General features: G+C 45.5%; 22 protein-coding genes and 4 tRNA genes. 1 reads left to right on the top strand and 25 read right to left on the bottom strand.

Annotated elements, in window-relative coordinates; genetic code table 11:
• Nucleotides 1–18: 18 nt before the first annotated feature.
• The 25 genes from rplB to rpsU all read right to left on the bottom strand — a co-directional run bounded on the left by rplB (nucleotide 19) and on the right by rpsU (nucleotide 21288).
• Complete coding sequence (rplB, locus tag ACESTD_RS12435; protein WP_005825705.1) at nucleotides 19–843, bottom strand: 50S ribosomal protein L2; 825 nt, start codon at nucleotides 841–843, stop codon at nucleotides 19–21.
• A 5-nt stretch (nucleotides 844–848) separates the two neighbouring features.
• Nucleotides 849–1142 (bottom strand): 50S ribosomal protein L23, encoded by a 294-nt coding sequence (gene rplW, locus ACESTD_RS12440; RefSeq protein ID WP_005825706.1) that lies wholly within the window; start codon nucleotides 1140–1142, stop codon nucleotides 849–851.
• Between the two features lie 16 nt (nucleotides 1143–1158).
• Nucleotides 1159–1785: a 50S ribosomal protein L4 gene (rplD, locus tag ACESTD_RS12445; protein WP_005825707.1), complete on the bottom strand. Its 627-nt coding sequence runs from the start codon at nucleotides 1783–1785 to the stop codon at nucleotides 1159–1161.
• Complete coding sequence (rplC, locus tag ACESTD_RS12450) at nucleotides 1785–2402, bottom strand: 50S ribosomal protein L3 (RefSeq protein WP_005825708.1); 618 nt, start codon at nucleotides 2400–2402, stop codon at nucleotides 1785–1787. The genes rplD and rplC overlap by 1 nt, the downstream gene beginning before the upstream one ends.
• A gap of 19 nt (nucleotides 2403–2421) precedes the next feature.
• Nucleotides 2422–2727: a 30S ribosomal protein S10 gene (gene rpsJ / locus ACESTD_RS12455; RefSeq protein WP_004291244.1), complete on the bottom strand. Its 306-nt coding sequence runs from the start codon at nucleotides 2725–2727 to the stop codon at nucleotides 2422–2424.
• A gap of 86 nt (nucleotides 2728–2813) precedes the next feature.
• On the bottom strand, nucleotides 2814–4931 hold the full coding sequence (fusA, locus tag ACESTD_RS12460) for an elongation factor G (protein WP_005833549.1): 2118 nt from the start codon (nucleotides 4929–4931) through the stop codon (nucleotides 2814–2816).
• A gap of 58 nt (nucleotides 4932–4989) precedes the next feature.
• Entirely contained in the window at nucleotides 4990–5466 is a 477-nt protein-coding gene (gene rpsG / locus ACESTD_RS12465; protein ID WP_005825710.1) for a 30S ribosomal protein S7, read from the bottom strand.
• A gap of 155 nt (nucleotides 5467–5621) precedes the next feature.
• On the bottom strand, nucleotides 5622–6023 hold the full coding sequence (gene rpsL / locus ACESTD_RS12470) for a 30S ribosomal protein S12 (RefSeq protein WP_005825712.1): 402 nt from the start codon (nucleotides 6021–6023) through the stop codon (nucleotides 5622–5624).
• A 117-nt stretch (nucleotides 6024–6140) separates the two neighbouring features.
• A complete protein-coding gene (locus tag ACESTD_RS12475) occupies nucleotides 6141–6452 on the bottom strand; it encodes a DUF3467 domain-containing protein (RefSeq protein ID WP_005825714.1) in 312 nt (103 codons plus the stop codon).
• Between the two features lie 268 nt (nucleotides 6453–6720).
• On the bottom strand, nucleotides 6721–11016 hold the full coding sequence (rpoC, locus tag ACESTD_RS12480; RefSeq protein ID WP_008661873.1) for a DNA-directed RNA polymerase subunit beta': 4296 nt from the start codon (nucleotides 11014–11016) through the stop codon (nucleotides 6721–6723).
• Nucleotides 11017–11124: 108 nt separating this feature from the next.
• Nucleotides 11125–14937, bottom strand: coding sequence for a DNA-directed RNA polymerase subunit beta (rpoB, locus tag ACESTD_RS12485; RefSeq protein ID WP_005825717.1), 3813 nt, complete (start codon nucleotides 14935–14937; stop codon nucleotides 11125–11127).
• A 105-nt stretch (nucleotides 14938–15042) separates the two neighbouring features.
• Nucleotides 15043–15420, bottom strand: a complete 378-nt coding sequence (gene rplL, locus ACESTD_RS12490; protein ID WP_004291279.1) for a 50S ribosomal protein L7/L12 — start codon at nucleotides 15418–15420, stop codon at nucleotides 15043–15045.
• A 61-nt stretch (nucleotides 15421–15481) separates the two neighbouring features.
• Nucleotides 15482–16003 (bottom strand): 50S ribosomal protein L10, encoded by a 522-nt coding sequence (gene rplJ, locus ACESTD_RS12495; RefSeq protein WP_005825719.1) that lies wholly within the window; start codon nucleotides 16001–16003, stop codon nucleotides 15482–15484.
• Nucleotides 16004–16018: 15 nt separating this feature from the next.
• Complete coding sequence (gene rplA, locus ACESTD_RS12500) at nucleotides 16019–16717, bottom strand: 50S ribosomal protein L1 (RefSeq protein ID WP_005825721.1); 699 nt, start codon at nucleotides 16715–16717, stop codon at nucleotides 16019–16021.
• Nucleotides 16718–16732: 15 nt separating this feature from the next.
• Nucleotides 16733–17176, bottom strand: coding sequence for a 50S ribosomal protein L11 (gene rplK, locus ACESTD_RS12505; protein ID WP_005825722.1), 444 nt, complete (start codon nucleotides 17174–17176; stop codon nucleotides 16733–16735).
• A 59-nt stretch (nucleotides 17177–17235) separates the two neighbouring features.
• Nucleotides 17236–17778: a transcription termination/antitermination protein NusG gene (nusG, locus tag ACESTD_RS12510; RefSeq protein ID WP_373158915.1), complete on the bottom strand. Its 543-nt coding sequence runs from the start codon at nucleotides 17776–17778 to the stop codon at nucleotides 17236–17238.
• Between the two features lie 12 nt (nucleotides 17779–17790).
• Nucleotides 17791–17979 (bottom strand): preprotein translocase subunit SecE, encoded by a 189-nt coding sequence (gene secE, locus ACESTD_RS12515; protein WP_005825726.1) that lies wholly within the window; start codon nucleotides 17977–17979, stop codon nucleotides 17791–17793.
• 14 nt (nucleotides 17980–17993) lie between these two features.
• A tRNA-Trp gene (locus ACESTD_RS12520) sits at nucleotides 17994–18066 on the bottom strand.
• Nucleotides 18067–18122: 56 nt separating this feature from the next.
• The gene (tuf, locus tag ACESTD_RS12525) at nucleotides 18123–19307 is read right to left on the bottom strand and encodes an elongation factor Tu (RefSeq protein WP_005825727.1); all 1185 of its coding nucleotides are present in this window, start codon (nucleotides 19305–19307) and stop codon (nucleotides 18123–18125) included.
• 50 nt (nucleotides 19308–19357) lie between these two features.
• Nucleotides 19358–19429: transfer RNA gene (locus ACESTD_RS12530), tRNA-Thr, on the bottom strand.
• Nucleotides 19430–19446: 17 nt separating this feature from the next.
• Nucleotides 19447–19529: transfer RNA gene (locus ACESTD_RS12535), tRNA-Tyr, on the bottom strand.
• A 124-nt stretch (nucleotides 19530–19653) separates the two neighbouring features.
• Nucleotides 19654–19727, bottom strand: a tRNA-Thr gene (locus ACESTD_RS12540).
• A 93-nt stretch (nucleotides 19728–19820) separates the two neighbouring features.
• Nucleotides 19821–20120, bottom strand: coding sequence for a ribosome hibernation-promoting factor, HPF/YfiA family (hpf, locus tag ACESTD_RS12545; RefSeq protein WP_005825731.1), 300 nt, complete (start codon nucleotides 20118–20120; stop codon nucleotides 19821–19823).
• A gap of 18 nt (nucleotides 20121–20138) precedes the next feature.
• On the bottom strand, nucleotides 20139–21023 hold the full coding sequence (gene xerC / locus ACESTD_RS12550; protein ID WP_118275116.1) for a tyrosine recombinase XerC: 885 nt from the start codon (nucleotides 21021–21023) through the stop codon (nucleotides 20139–20141).
• Nucleotides 21024–21096: 73 nt separating this feature from the next.
• Nucleotides 21097–21288, bottom strand: coding sequence for a 30S ribosomal protein S21 (gene rpsU / locus ACESTD_RS12555; protein ID WP_005825735.1), 192 nt, complete (start codon nucleotides 21286–21288; stop codon nucleotides 21097–21099).
• 279 nt (nucleotides 21289–21567) lie between these two features.
• On the opposite strand from rpsU, the gene ACESTD_RS12560 reads away from it, so the two are divergent.
• Entirely contained in the window at nucleotides 21568–23361 is a 1794-nt protein-coding gene (locus tag ACESTD_RS12560; RefSeq protein WP_117704072.1) for an aminopeptidase P family protein, read from the top strand.

The following is a 23361-nucleotide window of genomic DNA, read 5'->3' on the forward strand; positions in this document are numbered from 1 at the left end:
TTTACTCAATTAATCAGATTACTTCTTTCTTCTCTCAATAATATACTTAGACGATTGTTTCTTCGGAGCTCTTGTCTTAAGACCCTTAGCGTACAATCCCTTACGAGATCTCGGGTGTCCTCCTGAAGCACGTCCTTCACCACCACCCATCGGGTGATCAACCGGGTTCATAACAACACCACGGTTACGCGGACGACGTCCTAACCAACGAGAACGTCCAGCTTTACCTGAACTTTCCAATCCATGATCTGAGTTACCTACACTACCAATAGTAGCCTTACAAGTACTGAGGATCTGACGAACCTCACCTGAAGGCAACTTGATAACGCAGTACTTACCTTCTCTAGAAGTCAACTGAGCGAAGTTACCAGCCGAGCGAACCAAGGCAGCGCCTTGTCCCGGACGTAATTCGATGTTGTGAATTACAGTACCGACCGGAATATTCTGAAGCGGAAGTGCGTTTCCGATTTCCGGAGCGGCAGTCTCACCTGACATCAAAGTCGTACCAACTTGCAATCCATTGGGAGCAATAATATATCTTTTTTCTCCATCTGCATAAAACAACAAAGCGATACGAGCCGAACGATTCGGATCGTATTCAATTGTTTTAACCACTGCAGGCACACCGTCTTTATTTCTCTTGAAATCTACGATACGAATAATCTTCTTACTACCGCCACCGATGTAGCGCATAGTCATCTTACCTTCGTTGTTACGACCACCTGAAGATTTCTTACCAAATACAAGAGACTTTTCTGGTACCCGTGCAGTAATCTCTTCGTAAGTACCAATAATTTTATGTCTTTGCCCCGGTGTTGTGGGCTTAAATTTACGTACTGCCATTTTTATTAAATATTGCTATAAAAATCAATAGTATCTCCTTCTTTCAACGTAACGATAGCCTTCTTGAACGCATTCGTACGTCCGTTGATGATACCGGCACGAGTATAGCGGCTCTTGTTTTTGCCAGCATACTTCATTGTATTCACATCAACTACTGTAACGTTGTAAAGGGCTTCAACTTCCTTCTTAATTTCCAGTTTATTAGCTTCAGGACGCACGATAAAGCCGAAACGATTATTCGTCTTATCAGTAATTGCAGTCATCTTCTCTGTCACTAACGGTTTAATAATAATTCCCATTATTTAAGCCTCCTTTTTACATTAAGATATTGTCGATAGCAGAAAGTGCACTTTCAGCAAACACAACGACCCCAGCGTCCAATACTCTGTAAGTATTTAACCCTGAGATAGTCTGCACATTAGCACCCTTCACATTACGAGCCGACAAATATACGTTTTTATTTGCTTCTGGTAAAATCACAAGCAGCTTTTTGTCAGAAACTTTAAGATTTTTTGTCATTGCAACAAAATCTTTAGTCTTCGGAGCTTCAAAAGAGAAGTCTTCTACTACTACAACAGCGTTGTTCTGAGCCTTGTATGACAAAGCTGACTTACGAGCCAGAGCCTTTACTTTTTTGTTTAATTTGAAGTAGTAATCTCTCGGTTTCGGACCGAATACGCGTCCACCACCAACAAGTACCGGTGAGTTCATGTCACCACGACGTGCACCACCACCACCTTTCTGGCGACCGATTTTACGAGTAGAACCACTGATTTCGCTTCTTTCCTTTGACTTGTGTGTACCCTGACGCTGGTTAGCCATAAACTGTTTAACATCCAAGTAGATAGCGTGGTCGTTGGGCTCAATTCCGAAGATAGACTCGTTTAACGTAATCTTTCTCCCAGTGTCTTCACCTTTAATGTTATATACGTTAACTTCCATTATTTCTCAATTATTACGATTGAACCTTTGCAACCAGGAACAGATCCCTTAATCAAAAGAAGATTGTGCTCCGCGATTACCTTTAATACCTGCAGGTTTTGAACAGTTACTCTGTCGCCACCAAGCTGTCCGCCCATGCGCATTCCTTTGAATACTTTTGCAGGGTAAGAACAAGCACCGATAGAACCCGGCTTACGAGCGCGGTTGTGCTGACCGTGAGTAGTCTGGCCTACACCACCAAAACCATGGCGTTTTACTACACCCTGGAAACCTTTACCCTTAGAAGTACCTACAACGTCAACAAAAGTTGCGTCATTGAACAGTTCTACGGTAACAGTGTCACCCAGATTCAACTCTGTTTCAAATTCTTTGAACTCAGCCAAGTGTTTCTTGGGAGTTACTCCAGCTTTCTTAAAGTGGCCCATCAAAGGCTTTGTAGTGTGCTTCTCCTTCTTGTCCTGGAAGCCCAGCTGAACAGCTTCATAACCGTCCTTTTCTACAGTTTTCACTTGAGTAACAACACAAGGACCTGCTTCGATAACAGTGCATGGTACATTCTTACCCTCGGCACTGAAAACGGATGTCATTCCGATTTTTTTTCCTAATAATCCTGGCATTTCACTTAATTTTTAATACTTACACTTTGATTTCTACTTCCACACCACTCGGCAACTCCAACTTCATCAGAGCATCTACTGTCTTAGCTGTTGAGCTATAGATGTCAATCAGTCTCTTGTAAGAAGAGAGTTCGAATTGTTCACGCGACTTCTTGTTAACGAAAGTCGAACGGTTCACGGTAAAGATACGCTTGTGCGTAGGAAGAGGAATCGGACCGCTAACGATGGCGCCCGTTGTCTTCACCGTTCTTACAATCTTCTCAGCTGACTTGTCAACCAAGTTGTGGTCGTAAGATTTCAGTTTGATTCTAATTTTTTGACTCATTACTGTCTTTAATTATTAAATAGTTATATAAGATGAAGTTCCGCAGGCTAAGAGTCATTCGCTAGCCTACGGGACTTCAAGTTTTTTTAGATTAAGTCAGCACGACCTTTTACTTCCTCCAATACTGCCTTGGCAATAGAGTTGGAAACCTGGGCGTGGTGAGAGTATACCATTGAAGAGGTTGCACGACCAGAAGTGATGGTACGCAATGCTGTTACGTAACCGAACATTTCTGCCAGCGGAACCATTGCCTTCACGATACGTGCACCGGAACGGCTGGATTCCATACCTTCCACCTGGCCACGACGCTTGTTCAAGTCACCGATAACGTCACCCATGTTCTCTTCCGGAGTAACAACTTCCAGCTTCATGATAGGCTCCATCAATACCGGGCCTGCCTTAGCACAAGCATTCTTATATGCCTGGATAGCACAGATTTCGAAAGACAACTGGTCAGAGTCAACCGGGTGGAAAGAACCGTCAATCAAGGTTACTTTCAGTGAATCCAACGGATAACCTGCCAACACACCATTCTTCATGGCAGTAGTGAAGCCCTTCTGTACAGACGGGATAAATTCCTTAGGAATGTTACCACCCTTCACTTCGTCGACGAATTGCAATCCGCCTTCCTTGAAGTCTTCATCAACCGGGCCGATGTTCACGATAATATCAGCGAACTTACCACGACCACCGGACTGCTTCTTGTAAACTTCACGCAAGTTGACTGTCTTAGTGATAGCTTCCTTATAGTTAACTTGAGGCTTACCTTGGTTACATTCAACCTTGAACTCACGTTTCAGACGGTCGATGATAATATCCAAGTGAAGCTCACCCATACCAGAGATAACTGTCTGACCAGTCTGTTCGTCAGTCTTAACTGTAAACGTCGGATCTTCTTCAGCCAGCTTAGCCAAGCCATTTGACAGTTTATCCATATCCTTCTGAGTCTTAGGCTCAACTGCGATACCAATTACCGGTTCCGGGAAGTCCATAGACTCCAATACAATCGGTGCAGTTTCGTCACACAATGTATCACCAGTATGTATATCCTTGAAACCTACGCCAGCACCAATATCACCAGCACCGATAACTTCTACCGGATTCTGCTTGTTTGAGTGCATCTGGAACAGACGGGATACACGCTCCTTCTTCCTTGAACGGGAATTATAAATATAAGAACCCGCTTCAATTTTTCCTGAATAAACACGGAAGAAAGTCAGACGACCGACATACGGGTCAGTAGCAATCTTAAATGCCAAAGCAGATGTTTTTTCATCATCATCCGGCTTACGATCTTCCTCCAAACCAGTATCAGGATTAGTTCCTATGATATTCGGAGTATCCAACGGAGAAGGCAAGAATGCACAAACATAGTCAAGCAAAGTCTGTACACCTTTGTTCTTGAATGAAGATCCACACAGCATCGGAACAACAGCCATCTGTACTGTTGCGTTACGAAGAGCTCTCAAAACCTCTTCTTCTGTAATAGTAGAAGGATCATCGAAATATTTCTCCATCAAGGCATCGTCAAACTCAGCTACTTTTTCGAGCATCTTATCTCTCCATTCATTGGCTTCGTCTACTAAATTGGCAGGAATTTCCTCCACCGTATAGTCAGCCCCCATTGTCTCATCATGCCAATAGATAGCTTTCATTTTAATAAGGTCAACCAACCCCTTGAAAGTTTCTTCAGCGCCAATAGGGATAACGATAGGACATGGATTAGCACCCAAAACGTCCTTCATTTGGCGAACTACTTCGAAGAAGTCTGCACCGGAACGGTCCATTTTATTAACATAACCGATACGTGGCACATTGTACTTGTCTGCTTGACGCCAAACTGTTTCAGATTGCGGTTCAACGCCACCAACTGCACAATAAGCAGCGACAGCACCGTCCAACACACGTAAAGAGCGTTCTACCTCAGCAGTAAAGTCCACGTGTCCCGGAGTATCAATCAAATTGATTTTATAAGTATTACCGGCATATTTCCAACGAGTGGTGGTAGCGGCAGAAGTGATAGTGATACCACGCTCCTGCTCTTGCTCCATCCAGTCCATTGTAGCGGCACCATCGTGTACCTCACCGATTTTATGGGTCAAACCCGTGTAAAACAAAATACGTTCAGAGGTCGTTGTCTTTCCGGCATCGATGTGGGCCATGATACCGATATTACGTGTCAAATGTAAATCATGCTTTGCCATTTTCTAATTCCCTTACTTTAAGTTTTTTAATCTTCTAATTGGTTAGTCTCTTATAGTATTAGAATCTGAAATGAGCAAACGCACGGTTAGCTTCTGCCATTCTGTGCATATCTTCTTTACGTTTGTAAGCGCCGCCCTGTTCATTGAAAGCATCCATGATTTCAGCAGCCAACTTATCAGCCATTGATTTACCGCCACGCTTACGTGCAAAGATAATCAAGTTCTTCATTGAAATTGACTCTTTACGGTCAGCACGGATTTCTGTAGGGACTTGGAAAGTAGCACCACCCACACGGCGAGATTTAACTTCCACCTGAGGAGTCACATTATCCAGAGCTTTTTTCCAAATTTCAAGAGCGGATTTCTCTTCGTTCTGCATTTTGTTCTTCACTGTTTCCAACGCAGCATAGAAGATTTCATAAGAAGTATTCTTCTTTCCATCGTACATCAAGTGATTCACGAACTTGGAAACTTTTACATCATTGAACACGGGATCCGGAAGGATAACGCGTTTTTTTGGTTTTGCTTTTCTCATTTGTCTGAAAGAATAATGTTTTTCGTTCTTGGTTGTTTACTTCTGTCTTCTTCAACTCTCCCTCCGGAGAATTTACTCAACCTTTAGCATTTCCAACAAACTAAAACGTAAGTTATTACTTTAAATTTTCCTATTTTGGGAATCAGGCCACCAGATTATTTCTTCTTAGCAGGAGCTGCTTGACCCGGTTTCGGACGTTTTGCGCCGTATTTGGAACGTCTTTGTGTACGACCTGCAACACCTGCAGTATCCAAAGTACCACGTACGATGTGATAACGCACACCCGGAAGGTCTTTTACACGACCACCACGTACCAACACGATAGAGTGTTCCTGCAAGTTGTGACCTTCTCCCGGAATATAAGAGTTCACCTCTTTACCATTGGTCAAACGTACACGAGCTACTTTACGCATAGCTGAATTCGGCTTCTTCGGAGTGGTTGTATACACTCTCACGCAAACGCCACGTCTTTGAGGACAAGAGTCCAAGGCTGGAGACTTTGATTTCTCCACCAGCACTTCGCGTCCTTTTCTTACTAATTGCTGAATTGTAGGCATTTTAATTGTTTTTAGTTATATATTATTGTTTATATTAATTCAAAACTATACACTTTTGGGCTGCAAAGATACTAATAAGTTTTGAATAATCAATGCACTACAAGTTTTTTTTTGATTTTACGCTTCACCCTTGATGTTGGGAAGAGGCGGAAATGTTTGTTCGTCCGGCATGCGAATCAGTCCGAAAGCGCGTTCATATTTCCCAATATTCTCTTCGAGTGCACGCAGCAAACGCTTGGCATGTTCGGGTGCCAAAACTATGCGCGATTGCACGCCAGCCTTTGGCATTCCAGGCATCACGCGGATAAAGTCGAGAATAAATTCCGAACTGGAATGAGTTATAATAGCCAAATTGGCATATGTACCTTGCGCCACTTCTTCCTTCAATTCTATCTGGAGTTGACCGTTGTTGTTTTCTTGATTTTCCATGTTGCACAATTGTTTTTAAAATGTTCTTAAAAGATAGACCAAAAGTACTCTTTTTTTTCGGATGATATACATTTAAGTTCAAAAAGACACATAATAATCCGTTCTGAAAAAGGAGCAAGCCACTGCAACCGTTTTGCAGTAGCACTGTAACAAACATACAGAAGCATTGCAGTACAGAAGGAAGAGGCAAAGACAAAACAGAGAGGGAATACTCCTTCTTATAGGATATTCCCTCTCTATTTAATAGAATTATATTGACGTTGTAAGGCTATCCCTCTACTTTCTCGTCTACAGCATAATCAAGTACCGTCTTCTTGTTGGCAAGCATACGGTCGTACTCTTCTTTGGAGCCAACGATAATCTTCTCGAACTCGCGTTGTCCGGTACCGGCAGGAATCAGGTGACCGCAAATTACGTTCTCCTTCATACCTTCCAGACGGTCCACCTTTCCGTTGATGGCAGCCTCGTTCAGTACCTTCGTCGTTTCCTGGAAGGAAGCAGCCGACATGAAGCTTGAAGTCTGCAATGCAGCACGGGTGATACCTTGAAGAATCTGAGTAGAAGTCGCAGGTACAGCGTCGCGCACTTCCACGGGTTTCAAGTCGCGGCGTTTCAACATGGAGTTCTCGTCACGCAGCTTGCGAGCCGTCACAATCTGGCCAGCCTGCAGACTCTGGGAATCTCCAGCATCCACTACCACCTTCTTTCCCCAGATACGGTCGTTCTCTTCCATGAATTCCATCTTGTCAACAACTTGCTGTTCCAGGAAGCGGGTATCACCTGGCTCGTCGATTTCCACCTTGCGCATCATCTGACGAACGATGATTTCAAAGTGCTTATCATTAATCTTCACACCCTGCAGACGGTAAACGTCCTGAACCTCGTTCACAATATATTCCTGCACGGCCGTAGGACCTTTGATAGCCAGGATGTCCGCAGGTGTGATAGCACCGTCAGACAACGGAGTACCGGCGCGTACATAGTCGTTCTCCTGAACCAGAATCTGCTTGGACAACGGTACGAGGTACTTCTTCACTTCACCGGTCTTGGAAGTAACGATGATTTCGCGATTACCGCGTTTCACCTTACCCATGGTAACCTCACCGTCGATTTCTGAAACCACAGCGGGATTAGACGGGTTACGTGCCTCGAACAACTCAGTGACACGGGGAAGACCACCCGTGATATCACCCGCTTTACCTACGGCACGCGGAATCTTCACGATAACTTCACCGGCCTTTACCTTCTGACCGTCTTCAACCACTACGTGGCCACCTACTGGCAAGTTGTATGTACGGATCAGTTCGCCGTCTTCTGTCATGATGTGTGCGGTAGGCACCTTCGTCTTATCCTTAGACTCAATGATGATGATTTCGCGCAAACCGGTAGATTCATCAGACTCTACCTTATAAGTCACGTTTTCAATAACGCCTTCAAATTCAATCTTACCGGTAGCTTCGGTAATGATAACCGCGTTGAACGGGTCCCAACGGGCAATCATCTTGCCTTTCTCTACCATTTCACCATCGGCTGCATAGAGCGTAGAACCGTAGGGTACATTATGAGTGGAAAGCACAATACCCGTGTTGACATCCACAAAACGCACTTCGGCCAAACGGCCTACCACTACCTTTGCCGGTTCGCCTGCTTCGTCGATAACGTCTACCGTACGGAGTTCTTCGAATTCCAGACGGGCAGGATTCTTGGCCACGATGCTTGCGTTGGCAGCAATATTGGCTGCCGTACCACCGGCATGGAATGTACGCAGTGTCAACTGTGTACCCGGCTCACCGATAGACTGTGCAGCGATTACGCCGACTGCCTCGCCCTTCTGAACCATACGGCTGGAAGCCAGGTTACGTCCGTAACACTTGGCACAAACACCTTTCTTGGATTCGCAGGTCAATACAGAACGGATTTCAACGCTCTCGATTGGAGAGTCTTCAATGCGTTGTGCAATGTCCTCGGTAATTTCCTCACCGCCGGCCACAATCAGTTCGCCAGTTGTAGGATGAACAATATCATGTACGGATACACGACCCAGGATACGTTCATACAGAGTGGCAATGGTTTCATCATTGTTCTTCAGTGCCGTACAAACCAATCCGCGGAGCGTGCCGCAGTCTTCTTCATTAATAATCACATCATGCGATACGTCAACCAGACGACGGGTCAGGTATCCGGCATCGGCCGTCTTCAAAGCGGTATCGGCAAGACCCTTACGGGCACCGTGGGTAGAGATAAAGTACTCCAACACGGACAGACCTTCCTTAAAGTTAGAAAGAATCGGGTTTTCGATAATCTGACCGCCTTCGGCACCTGCTTTCTGGGGCTTCGCCATCAAACCACGCATACCGGAGAGCTGACGAATCTGTTCCTTAGAACCACGGGCACCGGAATCCAGCATCATGTATACAGAGTTGAAACCCTGGTCGTCGCTTGAAATGGTTTTCATCAGGATGTTGGACAACTCAGAGTTCACGTGCGTCCAGATATCGATTACCTGGTTGTAACGCTCGTTGTTCGTGATGAAACCCATGTTATAGTTATTGATTACCTGCTCTACTTCATCATAACCTTTCTGTACTAATGCTTCCTTCTCTTCCGGGATAATGATATCGCCCAAGTTGAACGACAAACCACCCTTGAAGGCCATGTAATAACCGAGGTTCTTGATTCCGTCGAGGAAGTCGGCTGCCTTGGCAACACCACACACCTTGATTACGTGACTGATGATGTCTCGGAGTGACTTCTTGGAGATAATCGTATTGATATATCCTGCTTCTGCCGGAACAATTTCGTTGACAATGACACGGCCCACGGAGGTATCGTGCATCATCTTGTCCACAATGTTACCATTCTCGTCAACGTCTTTCACTATTACGCTTACCGGAGCATGGATGTCGCACTTACCTTCATTGTAGGCAATCAGCGCTTCCTCAGGACCGTAGAATGTCAGGCCTTCACCCTTGGCACCCTTGCGCAGCTTCGTAATATAGTACAGACCAAGTACCATATCCTGAGCAGGCACAGTGATAGGAGCACCGTTGGCAGGGTTCAATATATTGTGTGACTGGAGCATTAGCATCTGTGCTTCCAGAATCGCTTCGTTGCTCAACGGCAAGTGCACGGCCATCTGGTCACCGTCGAAGTCGGCATTGAACGCCGTACATGCCAACGGGTGCAGCTGGATTGCCTTACCTTCAATCATTTTAGGCTGGAATGCCTGGATACCCAGACGGTGAAGTGTCGGGGCACGGTTCAACAGCACCGGATGCCCCTTCATCACGTGTTCCAAAATGTCCCAGATAACGGGTTCCTTGCGGTCTACAATCTTCTTGGCGCTCTTTACCGTCTTCACGATACCACGCTCAATGAGCTTACGAATGATGAACGGCTTGTAAAGCTCGGCTGCCATCAGTTTAGGGATACCGCATTCGCCCATCTTCAGCTCCGGACCTACAACGATTACAGAACGTGCGGAATAGTCGACACGCTTACCCAACAAGTTCTGACGGAAACGTCCTTGCTTACCCTTCAAACTGTCGGAAAGTGACTTCAACGGACGGTTAGCGTCGGTCTTCACTGCACTCGATTTACGGGAGTTATCAAACAGAGAGTCGACAGCTTCCTGCAACATACGTTTTTCATTACGCAAAATCACTTCAGGAGCTTTGATTTCAATCAATCTCTTCAGACGGTTGTTACGGATGATGACACGACGGTAAAGGTCATTCAAGTCAGAAGTTGCGAAACGGCCGCCATCCAATGGGACCAACGGACGAAGTTCGGGTGGAATAACCGGTACAATGCGTACAATCATCCACTCGGGCTTGTTGCGTCCGCGTGATGCACGGAACGACTCAACTACCTGAAGACGTTTCAGAGCTTCGGTCTTGCGTTGCTGTGAAGCATCGCTTCCGGCACGGTTACGCAGTTCGTAAGACAAAGAGTCAAGGTCGAGGCGTGACAGCAAATCGTAGATAGCTTCCGCGCCCATCTTGGCAATGAACTTATTGGGATCTGAATCTTCGAGGAACTGGTTGTCTTTCGGCAACTTTTCCAGCAAGTCTAGGTATTCTCCTTCTTCAAGCAAGTCATACTGTGCCACTTCATCGGACAGTACACCCGGCTGAATGACAACATAACGCTCGTAATAGATAATGGCATCCAGCTTCTTGGTGGGCAAGCCCAACAAGTAACCGATTTTGTTGGGAAGTGAACGGAAGTACCAGATGTGAGCCACGGGCACAACGAGCTGGATGTGTCCCATACGCTCACGGCGCACTTTCTTTTCAGTCACTTCCACACCACAACGGTCGCAGACGATGCCTTTGTAACGGATACGCTTGTACTTACCGCAATGGCACTCGTAATCCTTGATAGGCCCAAAGATGCGCTCGCAGAACAATCCGTCGCGTTCGGGCTTATACGTACGATAGTTGATGGTTTCAGGCTTTAAAACTTCACCACTCGAATTCTCAAGGATTTCCTCAGGAGAAGCCAAACCGATAGAGATTTTCGAGAAATTACTCTTTATCTTGTTATCTTTTCTAAAAGCCATAAATTTATTTAATTGATAATTGACAATGGAAAATTGAAATTGAAAAACTGAAAACCGATAATTGAGAATGGTAACTTGCATTATCCACTCTCAATTATCAATTATCCATTATTCTAAGTTGATGCTCAAGCCCAAACCTCTCAACTCGTGCAGCAATACGTTCAGTGACTCGGGGATACCCGGAGCAGGCATCGGTTCACCCTTCACGATTGCTTCATAAGCCTTGGAACGTCCTACAACGTCATCAGACTTGATAGTCAGGATTTCCTGCAGAATGTGTGCGGCACCGAACGCTTCGAGTGCCCAAACTTCCATTTCTCCAAAACGCTGACCACCGAACTGTGCCTTACCACCCAACGGCTGTTGCGTAATGAGTGAGTACGGACCGATGGAACGTGCGTGCATCTTGTCTTCAACCATGTGACCGAGCTTCAGCATGTAAGTCACACCTACCGTAGCCTGCTGCTCGAATGCTTCACCGGTACCACCATCATACAGCGTTGTCTTGCCGTAGCGAGGCAAGCCGGCCTTATCGGTCCATTCGTTCAAATCGTCCAAAGATGCACCGTCAAAGATAGGAGTGGCAAACTTCACGCCCAGGTTTTTTCCGGCACGCCCGAGAACGGCCTCGAATATCTGACCGATGTTCATACGTGAAGGCACACCCAACGGATTCAGCACGATGTCTACCGGAGTACCGTCAGCAAGGAACGGCATGTCTTCCTGGCGTACCACACGGGAAACAATACCCTTGTTACCGTGACGACCGGCCATCTTGTCACCGACACCAATCTTACGTTTCTTGGCAATGTATACCTTGGCCATCTGAATGATACCTGCGGGCAACTCGTCACCGATAGTGATGGCGAACTTCTTGCGTTTCAGCTCGGCATCGAGTTCCTTGTACTTCTTGATGAAGTTCATCACCAATGCACGAATCAGTCCGTTGGTATGTTCATCCTTCGTCCAGTTGCTCAACTGAACAGCGGTGAAGTCCAAATCGCTGAAGTCGGAAGCAGAGAATCTGGCGCCTTTGGAAATAATGTCGGCACCCATGTAATCCTTCACACCTTCCGATGTATAATTTTCTGTAAGCTTCAACAGCTTGTTTATCAACACTTTCTTGAGGTCACCAATCTTAGCGTCGAACTCATCGTCAATCTTCGGTAACAGAGCCTTGTCGGCCAGCTTGGAGCTGCGGGTCTTGACAACACGGGAGAACAGACGCTTACCGATAACAACACCCTTCAAAGAAGGAGAGGCTTTCAAAGAAGCATCCTTCACATCACCGGCCTTGTCACCGAAGATGGCACGGAGCAGTTTCTCTTCCGGAGAAGGATCCGATTCACCCTTCGGAGTAATCTTACCGATAAGGATATCACCCGGTTCGATGCGGGCACCCACACGAACAATACCGTTTTCGTCAAGGTCTTTAGTCGCTTCCTCACTTACGTTAGGAATGTCAGAGGTCAACTCTTCCATACCACGCTTCGTTTCGCGAACTTCCAAAGAATATTCTTCTACGTGTACAGAGGTCAAAAGGTCCTCACGAACCACACGTTCATTCAGTACGATAGCATCCTCATAGTTATAGCCCTTCCACGGCATGTAAGCAACCAGCAGGTTCTTACCCAGTGCAAGTTCTCCGTCTTCGGTTGAATAACCTTCCGTCAGGATTTGACCTGCAGTCACGCGCTGACCCTTCTCGCAAATCGGACGGAGGTCAATCGTCATATTCTGGTTGGTACGGCGCCACTTCGGGATATTATATTCTTTCAATGCAGGCTCGAAGCTTACGAACTCTTCCTCCTCCGTACGGTCGTACAGAATACGGATAGTCGTTGCATCCACGAATTCAACCACACCGTCACCCTCGGCAGTAATCTGCGTACGAGAATCGCGTGCCAGCTGGCGTTCGATACCGGTACCTACAATCGGAGCTTCGCTCTTCAATAAAGGAACAGCCTGGCGCATCATGTTTGATCCCATCAATGCACGGTTGGCGTCATCATGCTCCAAGAACGGAATCAAAGAAGCCGCAATAGAAGCAATCTGCTGGGGAGATACGTCCATCAATTCCACCTCGGAAGGAGGAACCACCGGATAGTCGGCATCCTGACGGGATTTTACTTTATCACGTACAAAAGTACCGTCATCGTTCAAAGGAGCATTACCCTGAGCAATAATCTTGGCTTCCTCTTCTTCTGCGGTGAGGTAAACCAAACCTTCGTCAGAAAGATCAACCTTACCCTCTGCCACCTTGCGGTACGGAGTTTCAATGAAGCCAAGCTCGTTGATTTTCGCGAACACACAGAGTGAAGAAATCAAACCGATGTTCGGACCTTCAGGAGTCTCGATAGGACAAAGACGTCCGTAGTGAGTATAGTGTACGTCACGAACCTCGAAGCCTGCACGCTCGCGTGACAGACCGCCGGGGCCCAGGGCAGACATACGACGCTTGTGAGTAATCTCGGCCAGTGGGTTGGTCTGGTCCATGAACTGTGACAAAGCATTCGTTCCAAAGAATGAATTGATAACGGAAGAGATTGTCTTGGCGTTAATCAGGTCAATCGGAGTAAAGACTTCATTGTCACGGACGTTCATACGCTCGCGGATAGTACGCGACATACGTGCCAGACCGATGGCAAACTGATTGGACAACTGTTCGCCCACTGTACGCACACGACGGTTGCTCAAGTGGTCGATATCGTCCACATCCGCTTTCGAGTTAATCAACTCGATGAGATATTTGATAATTTCGATAATATCTTCCTTGGTAAGGACACGCACGTCCATATCGGTCGTCAAGTTCAACTTTCTGTTAATACGATAACGGCCTACATCACCCAGGTCATATCTCTTCTCTGAGAAGAACAGGTTATTGATAACCTCGCGTGCACTGGCATCATCGGCAGGGTCTGCATTACGCAACTGGCGGTAGATGTAGAGTACAGCTTCTTTTTCCGAGTTACTCGGATCCTTCTGCAGAGTATTATATATGATAGAATAGTCAGACTGGTTCGGTTCTTCCTTGTGTACGAGGATATTCTGAACGCCCGACTCTAATATAATGTCAACATGTTCCGGCTCGATTACAGTTTCACGGTCAATAACGACTTCGTTACGCTCGATGGAAACAACTTCACCGGTATCTTCGTCTACAAAATCCTCAATCCATGTTTTCAACACACGTGCGGCCAACTTACGTCCCACCATCTTCTTGAGGTTCGTCTTGTTCACCTTCACGTCTTCCGCCAAATTAAAAATCTCGAGAATGTCCTTGTCATTCTCAAATCCGATGGCTCTCAGCAAAGTGGTAACCGGCAATTTCTTCTTACGGTCAATGTACGCATACATGACGTTGTTGATGTCGGTGGCAAACTCAATCCACGAACCCTTGAACGGGATGATACGGGCTGAGTACAACTTGGTACCGTTGGCATGTACGCTCTGTCCGAAGAATACGCCCGGTGAACGGTGAAGCTGGGATACAACCACACGTTCCGCACCGTTGATGACGAATGTTGCCTTATCCGTCATGTAAGGAATAGGACCGAGGAACACGTCCTGAATGACCGTGTCAAAATCTTCGTGGTCGGGGTCGGTACAATATAATTTCAATTTTGCCTTCAAAGGCACGCTATATGTAAGCCCTCGCTCTATACATTCATCAATGGTATAGCGCGGCGGATCAATATAGTAGTCCAAAAACTCAAGAACAAAATTATTTCTTGTATCGGCAATGGGGAAGTTTTCAGCAAATACTTTATACAGTCCCTCGTTCTTACGTTTCTCGGGTGGGGTGTCCAGTTGTAGAAAGTCTTTGAATGACTTCAATTGTACTTCCAGAAAATCCGGATATTCAAGCGGATTCTTAGTCGAAGCAAAATTAACTCTTTGATTTACAGTATTTGAAGACATCTGTTAATGGATTTGTAGAACTTAATTTTAAATATATACACAAAAAGGTTAAGAACCCTTTTCACGAAGGGTTCCTAACCGAATTACCTGATTTACAGGCTAATGTTATTTAAGTTCAACTTCAGCTCCAGCTTCTTCCAATGTTTTCTTCAATGATTCTGCTTCGTCCTTAGCCAAACCTTCTTTTACTACGCTAGGAGCACCGTCTACCATGTCCTTAGCTTCCTTCAAGCCAAGACCGCAAGCTTCCTTAACGGCTTTAACTACCTGAAGTTTAGCTGAGCCAGCGCTCTTCAATACTACGTCGAAAGAAGTCTTTTCTTCTGCGGCAGCAGCACCACCGGCTGCAGGACCAGCAGCAACAGCTACAGCTGCAGCAGCAGGTTCAATACCATATTCTTCTTTCAGGATTGTTGCAAGTTCATTAACTTCTTTTACTGTCAAGTTAACTAATTGTTCTGCAAAAGCTTTCAAATCTGCCATTTTTGTATGATTTTTAATTGTTTAAATACTAAATAAATTGATATAATTCTTTTTCCGAAATTTACGCTTCGGGACGTTCACCAAGAGTCTTGAGAACTCCGTGGAGGGTGTTACCACCTGATTGCAGAGCAGAAATAACATTCTTGGCCGGTGACTGCAGCAATGCAACGATATCGGCAATAACTTCATTCTTACTCTTGATACTTACGAGAGCATCCAACTGGTCAGCACCAACATAGAAGCTTTCTTCTGCATATGCAGCCTTCAGTCCGGGAATACCGTTCTTAGCCTTATCTTTAATCAACTTGGCCGGAGCGTTAGCAACGTTGCTGAACATTACGGCAGTTGTACCTTTCAGAGAACCATAAAGCGGAGAAAAGTCTTCTTCCAGGCTCTCCAATGCCTTGTGAAGCAATGTATTCTTAACTACCATCAATTTGATGTCAGCCTTGAAACATTCTCTTCTCAACATGCTGGTTGTAGCAGCATTCATGGCAGTGGTATCCACCAAATAGAAGTGACCGTATTCCTTCACTGTAGCAGCAATCTGCTCAATAATCGTACTTTTATCTTCCTTTCTCATTATTACTCCGTTTTATTAGATTTCTTCTACTGTTTTCGGGTCAATCTTGATGCCCGCACTCATCGTGCTAGAAAGATAAATACTCTTAATATATGTACCCTTGGCTGCAGTCGGTTTCAATTTATTCAAAGTAGAGATGAATTCTTTCGCATTGTCGCGAATTTGCTCAGCGCTAAATGAAACTTTACCGATAGAAGTATGAACAATACCGCTCTTGTCAACCTTAAAGTCGATTTTGCCTTGTTTTACTTCTCTTACAGCTTTAGCAACATCCATAGTTACAGTGCCACTCTTGGGGTTAGGCATCAATCCACGAGGACCGAGCACACGACCGAGTGCACCAATCTTACCCATGATGGACGGCATAGTGATAATCACATCAATATCAGTCCATCCACCTTTGATCTTTTCAATATATTCGTCAAGACCAACATAGTCAGCTCCGGCTTCTTTTGCAGCAGCTTCAGCATCTGGTGTACAAAGCACCAAAACGCGTACAACCTTACCAGTACCGTGAGGAAGTGATACAACACCTCTCACCATCTGGTTGGCCTTACGCGGGTCAACGCCCAAACGTACGTCGATATCCAGAGAAGCGTCAAACTTGGTATAAGTGATTTCCTTTACCAACTGAGCAGCTTCCTTGAGAGAGTATGCTTTCCCTGCTTCAATTTTTTCTGCAGCCAACTTTTGATTTTTTGTCAGTTTACCCATTCTAATTGAAGTTTATTAATTATTAACCGGGAACTCCCCTTTTACAGCGATACCCATACTTCTAGCCGTACCGGCAACCATTTTCATGGCAGCTTCTACAGTGAAACAGTTCAAGTCAACCATTTTGTCCTGAGCAATCGTACGAACCTGTTCCCAAGTAATCTCGGCAACTTTCTTACGGTTAGGCTCAGCAGAACCACTCTTTTGCTTCGTCACTTCCAACAACTGGATAGCCACGGGAGGAGTCTTGATTACAAAATCGAAAGACTTGTCTGCGTAGTAAGTGATAATCACAGGAAGAATCTTTCCTGCTTTGTCTTGGGTTCTGGCGTTGAATTGCTTGCAAAACTCCATGATATTGATACCCTTGGAACCCAATGCAGGTCCTACTGGGGGTGATGGATTTGCCGCGCCTCCTTTAATCTGTAATTTGATTAGTCCAGCAACTTCTTTAGCCATTTTCTAATTGATTTATATATATAAACATTAATGAAGAATACTACAGCGTAACACCTGCACTATTCTTTTTCAACTTGCATAAAGCCCAATTCGAGCGGAGTCTTCCGTCCGAATATCTTGACCATGACCTTCAGTTTCTTCTTCTCGGTGTTCACTTCTTCAATGATTCCACTGAATCCACTGAACGGACCGTAATTCACCTTTACAGTCTCGCCGACTACATACGGGATACTCAAGTCTTCACCTGATTCCTGCAATTCGTCGACCGTACCAAGTATACGATTCACTTCCGACTGTCTCAGAGGTACGGGTTTTTCCGAACCACCCAAGAACCCTATCACATTAGGAGTATTTCTCAGATGATGAGCAACCTCACCCACCAGAGCAGCCTCCACCAAAACGTAACCAGGGAGATAACTTCTCTCTTTCACAATTTTCTTACCATTGCGAACCTGATATACCTTTTCGGTAGGAATCAATACCTGAGATACGTAATCACCAAGTTCGCTGTTTTTAATATCAGCTTCAAGGTATTCCTTTACCTTAGCTTCTTTTCCGCTAATAGCACGCAAAACGTACCATTTCTTTTCAATCTCAGACATTTCTCCTTACTTTTAATGTGGATAAACAAATTCCATCAGATGCTGGAAACAGAAGTCCATCGCAAATACTACCACTGCAATTAGTAGGGAAGCATATAAAACAACTACTGCACTGTTAGTAAGTTCAGAATACGTAGGCCACGACACTTTATGAACAAGTTCGTCGTAAGTTTCTTTAAAATAAGCTACAATCTTCTTCATTTCAAAAATATTAGCACGGGAGGAGAGGCTCGAACTCCCGACACCCGGTTTTGGAGACCGGTGCTCTACCAACTGAGCTACTCCCGTTTGTACATAATCAGTTCCCGATGTATACCGGGAACTGATTAAGATTATATTGGTTATTAGTCAAGAATTTCAGTAATCTGACCAGAACCTACTGTACGACCACCTTCACGGATAGCGAAACGCAAACCTACGTTCAATGCTACCGGGTAGATCAGTTCTACAGTGATTTCTACGTTATCACCAGGCATTACCATTTCAGTTCCTTCCGGAAGAGTGATTTCACCTGTACAGTCCATAGTACGCAGATAGAACTGAGGACGGTATTTGTTGTGGAACGGAGTGTGACGACCACCTTCTTCTTTCTTCAAAACGTAGATAGAAGCTTTGAACTTAGAGTGAGGTTTAATCTGACCGGGCTTACAAAGAACCATACCACGTTTGATTTCGTTCTTGTCGATACCACGGAGCAACAGACCTACGTTGTCACCAGCTTCACCTTGATCCAGCAACTTGCGGAACATTTCAACACCAGTTACAACAGACTTCTTGTCTTCACCCAAACCGAGGATTTCAACTTCGTCACCTACATGGATAACACCAGCTTCGATACGACCAGTAGCTACAGTACCACGACCAGTGATTGAGAATACGTCTTCAACCGGCATCAAGAACGGTTTGTCAATATCACGCGGAGGCAGAGGAATCCAAGTGTCGCAAGCATCCATCAGTTCCATAACCTTCTCTTCCCACTTTTCAACGCCATTCAACGCACCAAGAGCAGAACCCTGGATGAACGGAGTGTTGTCGCCGTCGAATTCGTAGGCTGAAAGCAGTTCACGCATTTCCATTTCAACGAGTTCCAACATTTCAGCGTCGTCTACCATGTCACACTTGTTCATGAATACAACCAGTCTCGGTACGTTTACCTGACGAGCCAGCAAGATATGCTCACGAGTCTGAGGCATCGGACCATCAGTAGCAGCAACTACGATGATAGCACCGTCCATCTGAGCAGCACCAGTTACCATGTTCTTTACGTAGTCGGCGTGACCCGGGCAGTCTACGTGAGCGTAGTGACGGTTAGCTGTTTCATACTCTACGTGAGAAGTGTTGATAGTGATACCTCTTTCCTTTTCTTCAGGAGCGTTATCGATAGAATCGAAAGAACGCAATTCAGAAAGACCTTTCTTTGCCAACACTGTAGTGATAGCAGCTGTCAACGTGGTTTTACCGTGGTCAACGTGACCAATTGTACCAATGTTTACATGCGGTTTGGTACGTTCGAATTTCTCTTTAGCCATAGCTTTACTTGTTATTTATTTGATTAATAATCAGCTTTTACATCTTTGTGAGCTGTTACCGGGACTTGAACCCGGGACCTCTTCCTTACCAAGGAAGTGCTCTACCGCTGAGCTATAACAGCAAGGAGAATAAGAGTTGTGGGCAAAGATGGATTCGAACCACCGAAGGCGTAAGCCAGCAGATTTACAGTCTGCCCCATTTGGCCACTCTGGTATTTGCCCCTACATTACAAAAAGAACTCTTTTCCTTACTAAATCATCGCAGAGTGAACTTTACCCGGACGATTTCCGTTCTCATATCATCTCCACCTCGTGAAGAAAGACTCATTCCACTCATCCTTGAGCGAGCCTCTTGTCGGATTCGAACCAACGACCCCGAGATTACAAATCACGTGCTCTGGCCAACTGAGCTAAAGAGGCAAGCTAAAAAATGCAACCGTAACGTTCATAGTGTGAGCGAAACGGCTGCAAATTTAGGCATTTATTTTTTACCCGCAAAATTTTAGCGGAAAATTATTTGCTCCGTTGCTTTTCCTTGTACTTAACCAGCTGTTTTTCCAAAGCTTCCAGGCATAAATCCACTGCTTCTTCAAACGTATCACAAACCTTGTTTGCATAAAACTCGCCATTGGGAACCAATACTTTCACTCCGGCTTCTTTATTTTCGGCTGTTTCTGGTTTTACTACCTTTAATGACACCTCTACTTTCTTTATATCGTCGTAAAATTTCTCCAACTTAGCAACTTTCTTTTGAACGAAAGACTGCAATTGCTCTGACGCATCAAAGTGAATCGATTGAATTCTTACTTCCATACTTACCTCCTTTTTACTTTAGGCTCGGGGATGAGCCTGATTATACACTTTTTTAAGCTCTTCAAAAGTAGTATGCGTATAAACTTCCGTTGTCGCCAGACTCTCGTGTCCGAGGAGTTCTTTTATCGAGCCTAAATCAGCACCATTGTTCAGCATAGCCGTTGCAAAGGTGTGCCTCAGCACGTGGGGACTTCTTTTTTTTACAGTCACTACCTTCGAAAGGTTTCGTTTCACAAGGCATGCTACGATACTGCGGTAAAGCCTCTTTCCATTCTTCCGGACAAAAAAAGCATCCGAGCGAACCGGGACAGCTTCATTCCGCACATTGACATATTCTCGCATCGAGCGTCCCAGCTCCTCATCGAAAGGTATAAGACGTTGTTTATTCCGTTTTCCCGTCACTTTAACGAGAGAAGCCGAAAAATCGACATCCTTATCATCCAACCCTATCAATTCTGAAAGTCGCATGCCGGTAGCATAAAACATTTCAATAATCATATGGTCGCGACACCCTTCAAAACCTTCACCAAAGTCCATATCATCCAGTAACCTATTCATCTCACCCTCTCTCAGAAATACCGGAAGCGGCTTTTTCTTCTTGGGCCCCGTCACTTTCCGCAACGGATCTACCGCGACCTCGCCTCTCCTCAAAAGGAATTTATAACATGTCCGGATAGAACTCAGCTTTCGGTTTATCGTATTAGAAGCAAGTCCTTTGTCCATCAAGGAAGCAATCCATTCACGAACAAGTTCCGCATCTACATCCGATGGAGTCAAGTCTCCCAACATTTCTTCTCCAAACCTCTGCAGTTCAAGAATATCTGCCCGATAGTACTCAACCGTACCTTTGGAATAGTTCCGCTCGTGCAGAAGATAGTCAAGAAAAGAATCTGTCAACAACATATCGCTACATATCTAAAATCATGCAACGAATGTATGAAAAAGAATTCAATAATTCAAAGGAATTTACGAATTATTAATCTTCTACTTGCTGAAGTTGTTGAACGTAAACAGCACGTTCTTTCTTAAGTCTTTTAGTCACAGACGGTTTATCAAACTGTTGTCTGCGTCTCAATTCCTTAACTGTGCCAGTTTTTTCAAACTTTCTTTTGAATTTCTTCAGCGCTTTTTCAATGTTTTCGCCTTCTTTTACAGGTACTACAATCATTTTCTTTTAATTAAATGTTAATGGTTTAAAAATCTCACGATTAAATTGAGCGGCAAAATTACACATACTTTCTTTATTCACAAAACTTTCTGCAAAAAAATTACCCATGATTCCTAATTATCAAACGAATGAGCAAAGGGAAAGATGTTTTTATTGAGCCAATCCGCTAAAATCCGTGAAGCATAGCAAATTTTTAAAAGAGAATGTGTAACTTTGAAAGCAGAGAATGAAGAGATTATAAACTCATTTACACGCCTACTTAATTACATTTATAAAAATATGGCTCAGACAATCAATCAACGTATAGATGCTCTACGGGCATTGTTAAAAAGAGAAGGCATAGACGCTTTCATTATCCCCAGTACCGACCCGCACCTAAGCGAGTACGTAGCACCGTACTGGAAATCAAGAGAATGGATATCAGGCTTCACCGGTTCGGCAGGCACGGCGGTGATTACCACCGACAAGGCGGGACTGTGGACAGATTCTCGCTATTTTCTCCAAGCCGAGCAGCAGCTGGAAGGCAGCGGCATCGACTTATACAAGGAAATGCTGCCCGAAACGCCCAGCATCCTCGATTTCCTGCGGGAGAACCTTACAGCGAATTCAGTTGTAGGTATAGACGGAAAGGTATTTTCCACCACACAAGCCATAGCCCTGCAAGAGGATCTGGCAAAAAACGGCATCACCGTAAAGAGCATTGCCGACCCGATGAATGAGATATGGACAGACCGCCCTCCCATGCCCGAAGCACCCGCCTTTATCCACGAGATGAAATACGCCGGGAAAAGCTGTCCGGACAAACTGGCTGCTATCCGCCGGGAGATGAAGAAGAGTGAAGCGGACGTATTATTGGTGTCGGCATTGGACGAGATAGCATGGACACTCAATATACGCGGCAACGATGTGCATTGCAACCCCGTAGTAGTAAGCTACCTGATAATCAACGAACAAGAAACACACTTTTTCATCCAGCCCGAGAAAGTAACGGAAGAGCTTTCAGCCCATCTGGAAGAAGCCGGCGTCACCATCCATGCTTATGGGGACACCGAATCCTTTGTGACAAGAATACCGGACGGCAGCATCATGCTCGACATGGGAAAGACGAATTATGCCGTTTATTCCGCCCTCCCCCCTTCCTGCCGGGTACTTGACGAGCGCTCACCGATAGCCTTGCTGAAAGCGGTCCGCAATGACCGGGAAATAGCCGGCATCCACGCAGCCATGCAACGCGACGGAGTGGCACTGGTGAAGTTCCTTAAATGGCTGGAGGAGGCCGTTTCCGCAGGCAACGAGACAGAAATCAGCGTAGACAAGAAACTGCACGAATTCCGTGCCGCACAGCCACTCTACATGGGAGAAAGCTTCGACACCATTGCCGGGTACAAGGAACATGGAGCCATCGTACACTACGAAGCCACTCCGGCAACGGACGTGCCACTGAAACCCGAGGGATTCCTGCTGCTGGACTCGGGTGCGCAATACCTGGACGGCACTACCGACATCACCCGCACCATCGCACTGGGGAAACTGACCGAAGAAGAGAAGACGGACTACACCCTGATACTGAAAGGACATATCGACCTCGCCATGGCTGTCTTCCCGGAAGGTACGCGAGGAGCGCAACTGGATGTACTGGCCCGCATGCCGATATGGCAACACCACATGAACTTCCTGCATGGTACCGGGCACGGCGTAGGCCATTTCCTCAATGTGCACGAAGGTCCGCAAAGTATCCGCATGAATGAGAATCCGGTAACCCTACGGCCGGGAATGGTCACTTCCAACGAACCGGGCGTTTATAAAGCCGGAAGCCATGGAATACGCACGGAAAACCTGGTGCTGACCGTGAAGGACGGTGAAGGCATGTTCGGAAATTACCTGAAGTTCGAAACCATTACCCTCTGCCCCATCTGCAAGAAAGGTATCATCAAAGAGATGCTGACGGCAGAGGAAACGGCATGGCTGGACAACTATCACCAGCATGTATACGAGACACTTTCGCCAAGCCTGAACGAAGGAGAACGGGAATGGCTGAAGGAAGCATGCAGTAACCTAACCACTAATCACTAA

The organism is Bacteroides sp. AR20 (assembly GCF_964250605.1).
GTDB lineage: Bacteria > Bacteroidota > Bacteroidia > Bacteroidales > Bacteroidaceae > Bacteroides > Bacteroides uniformis.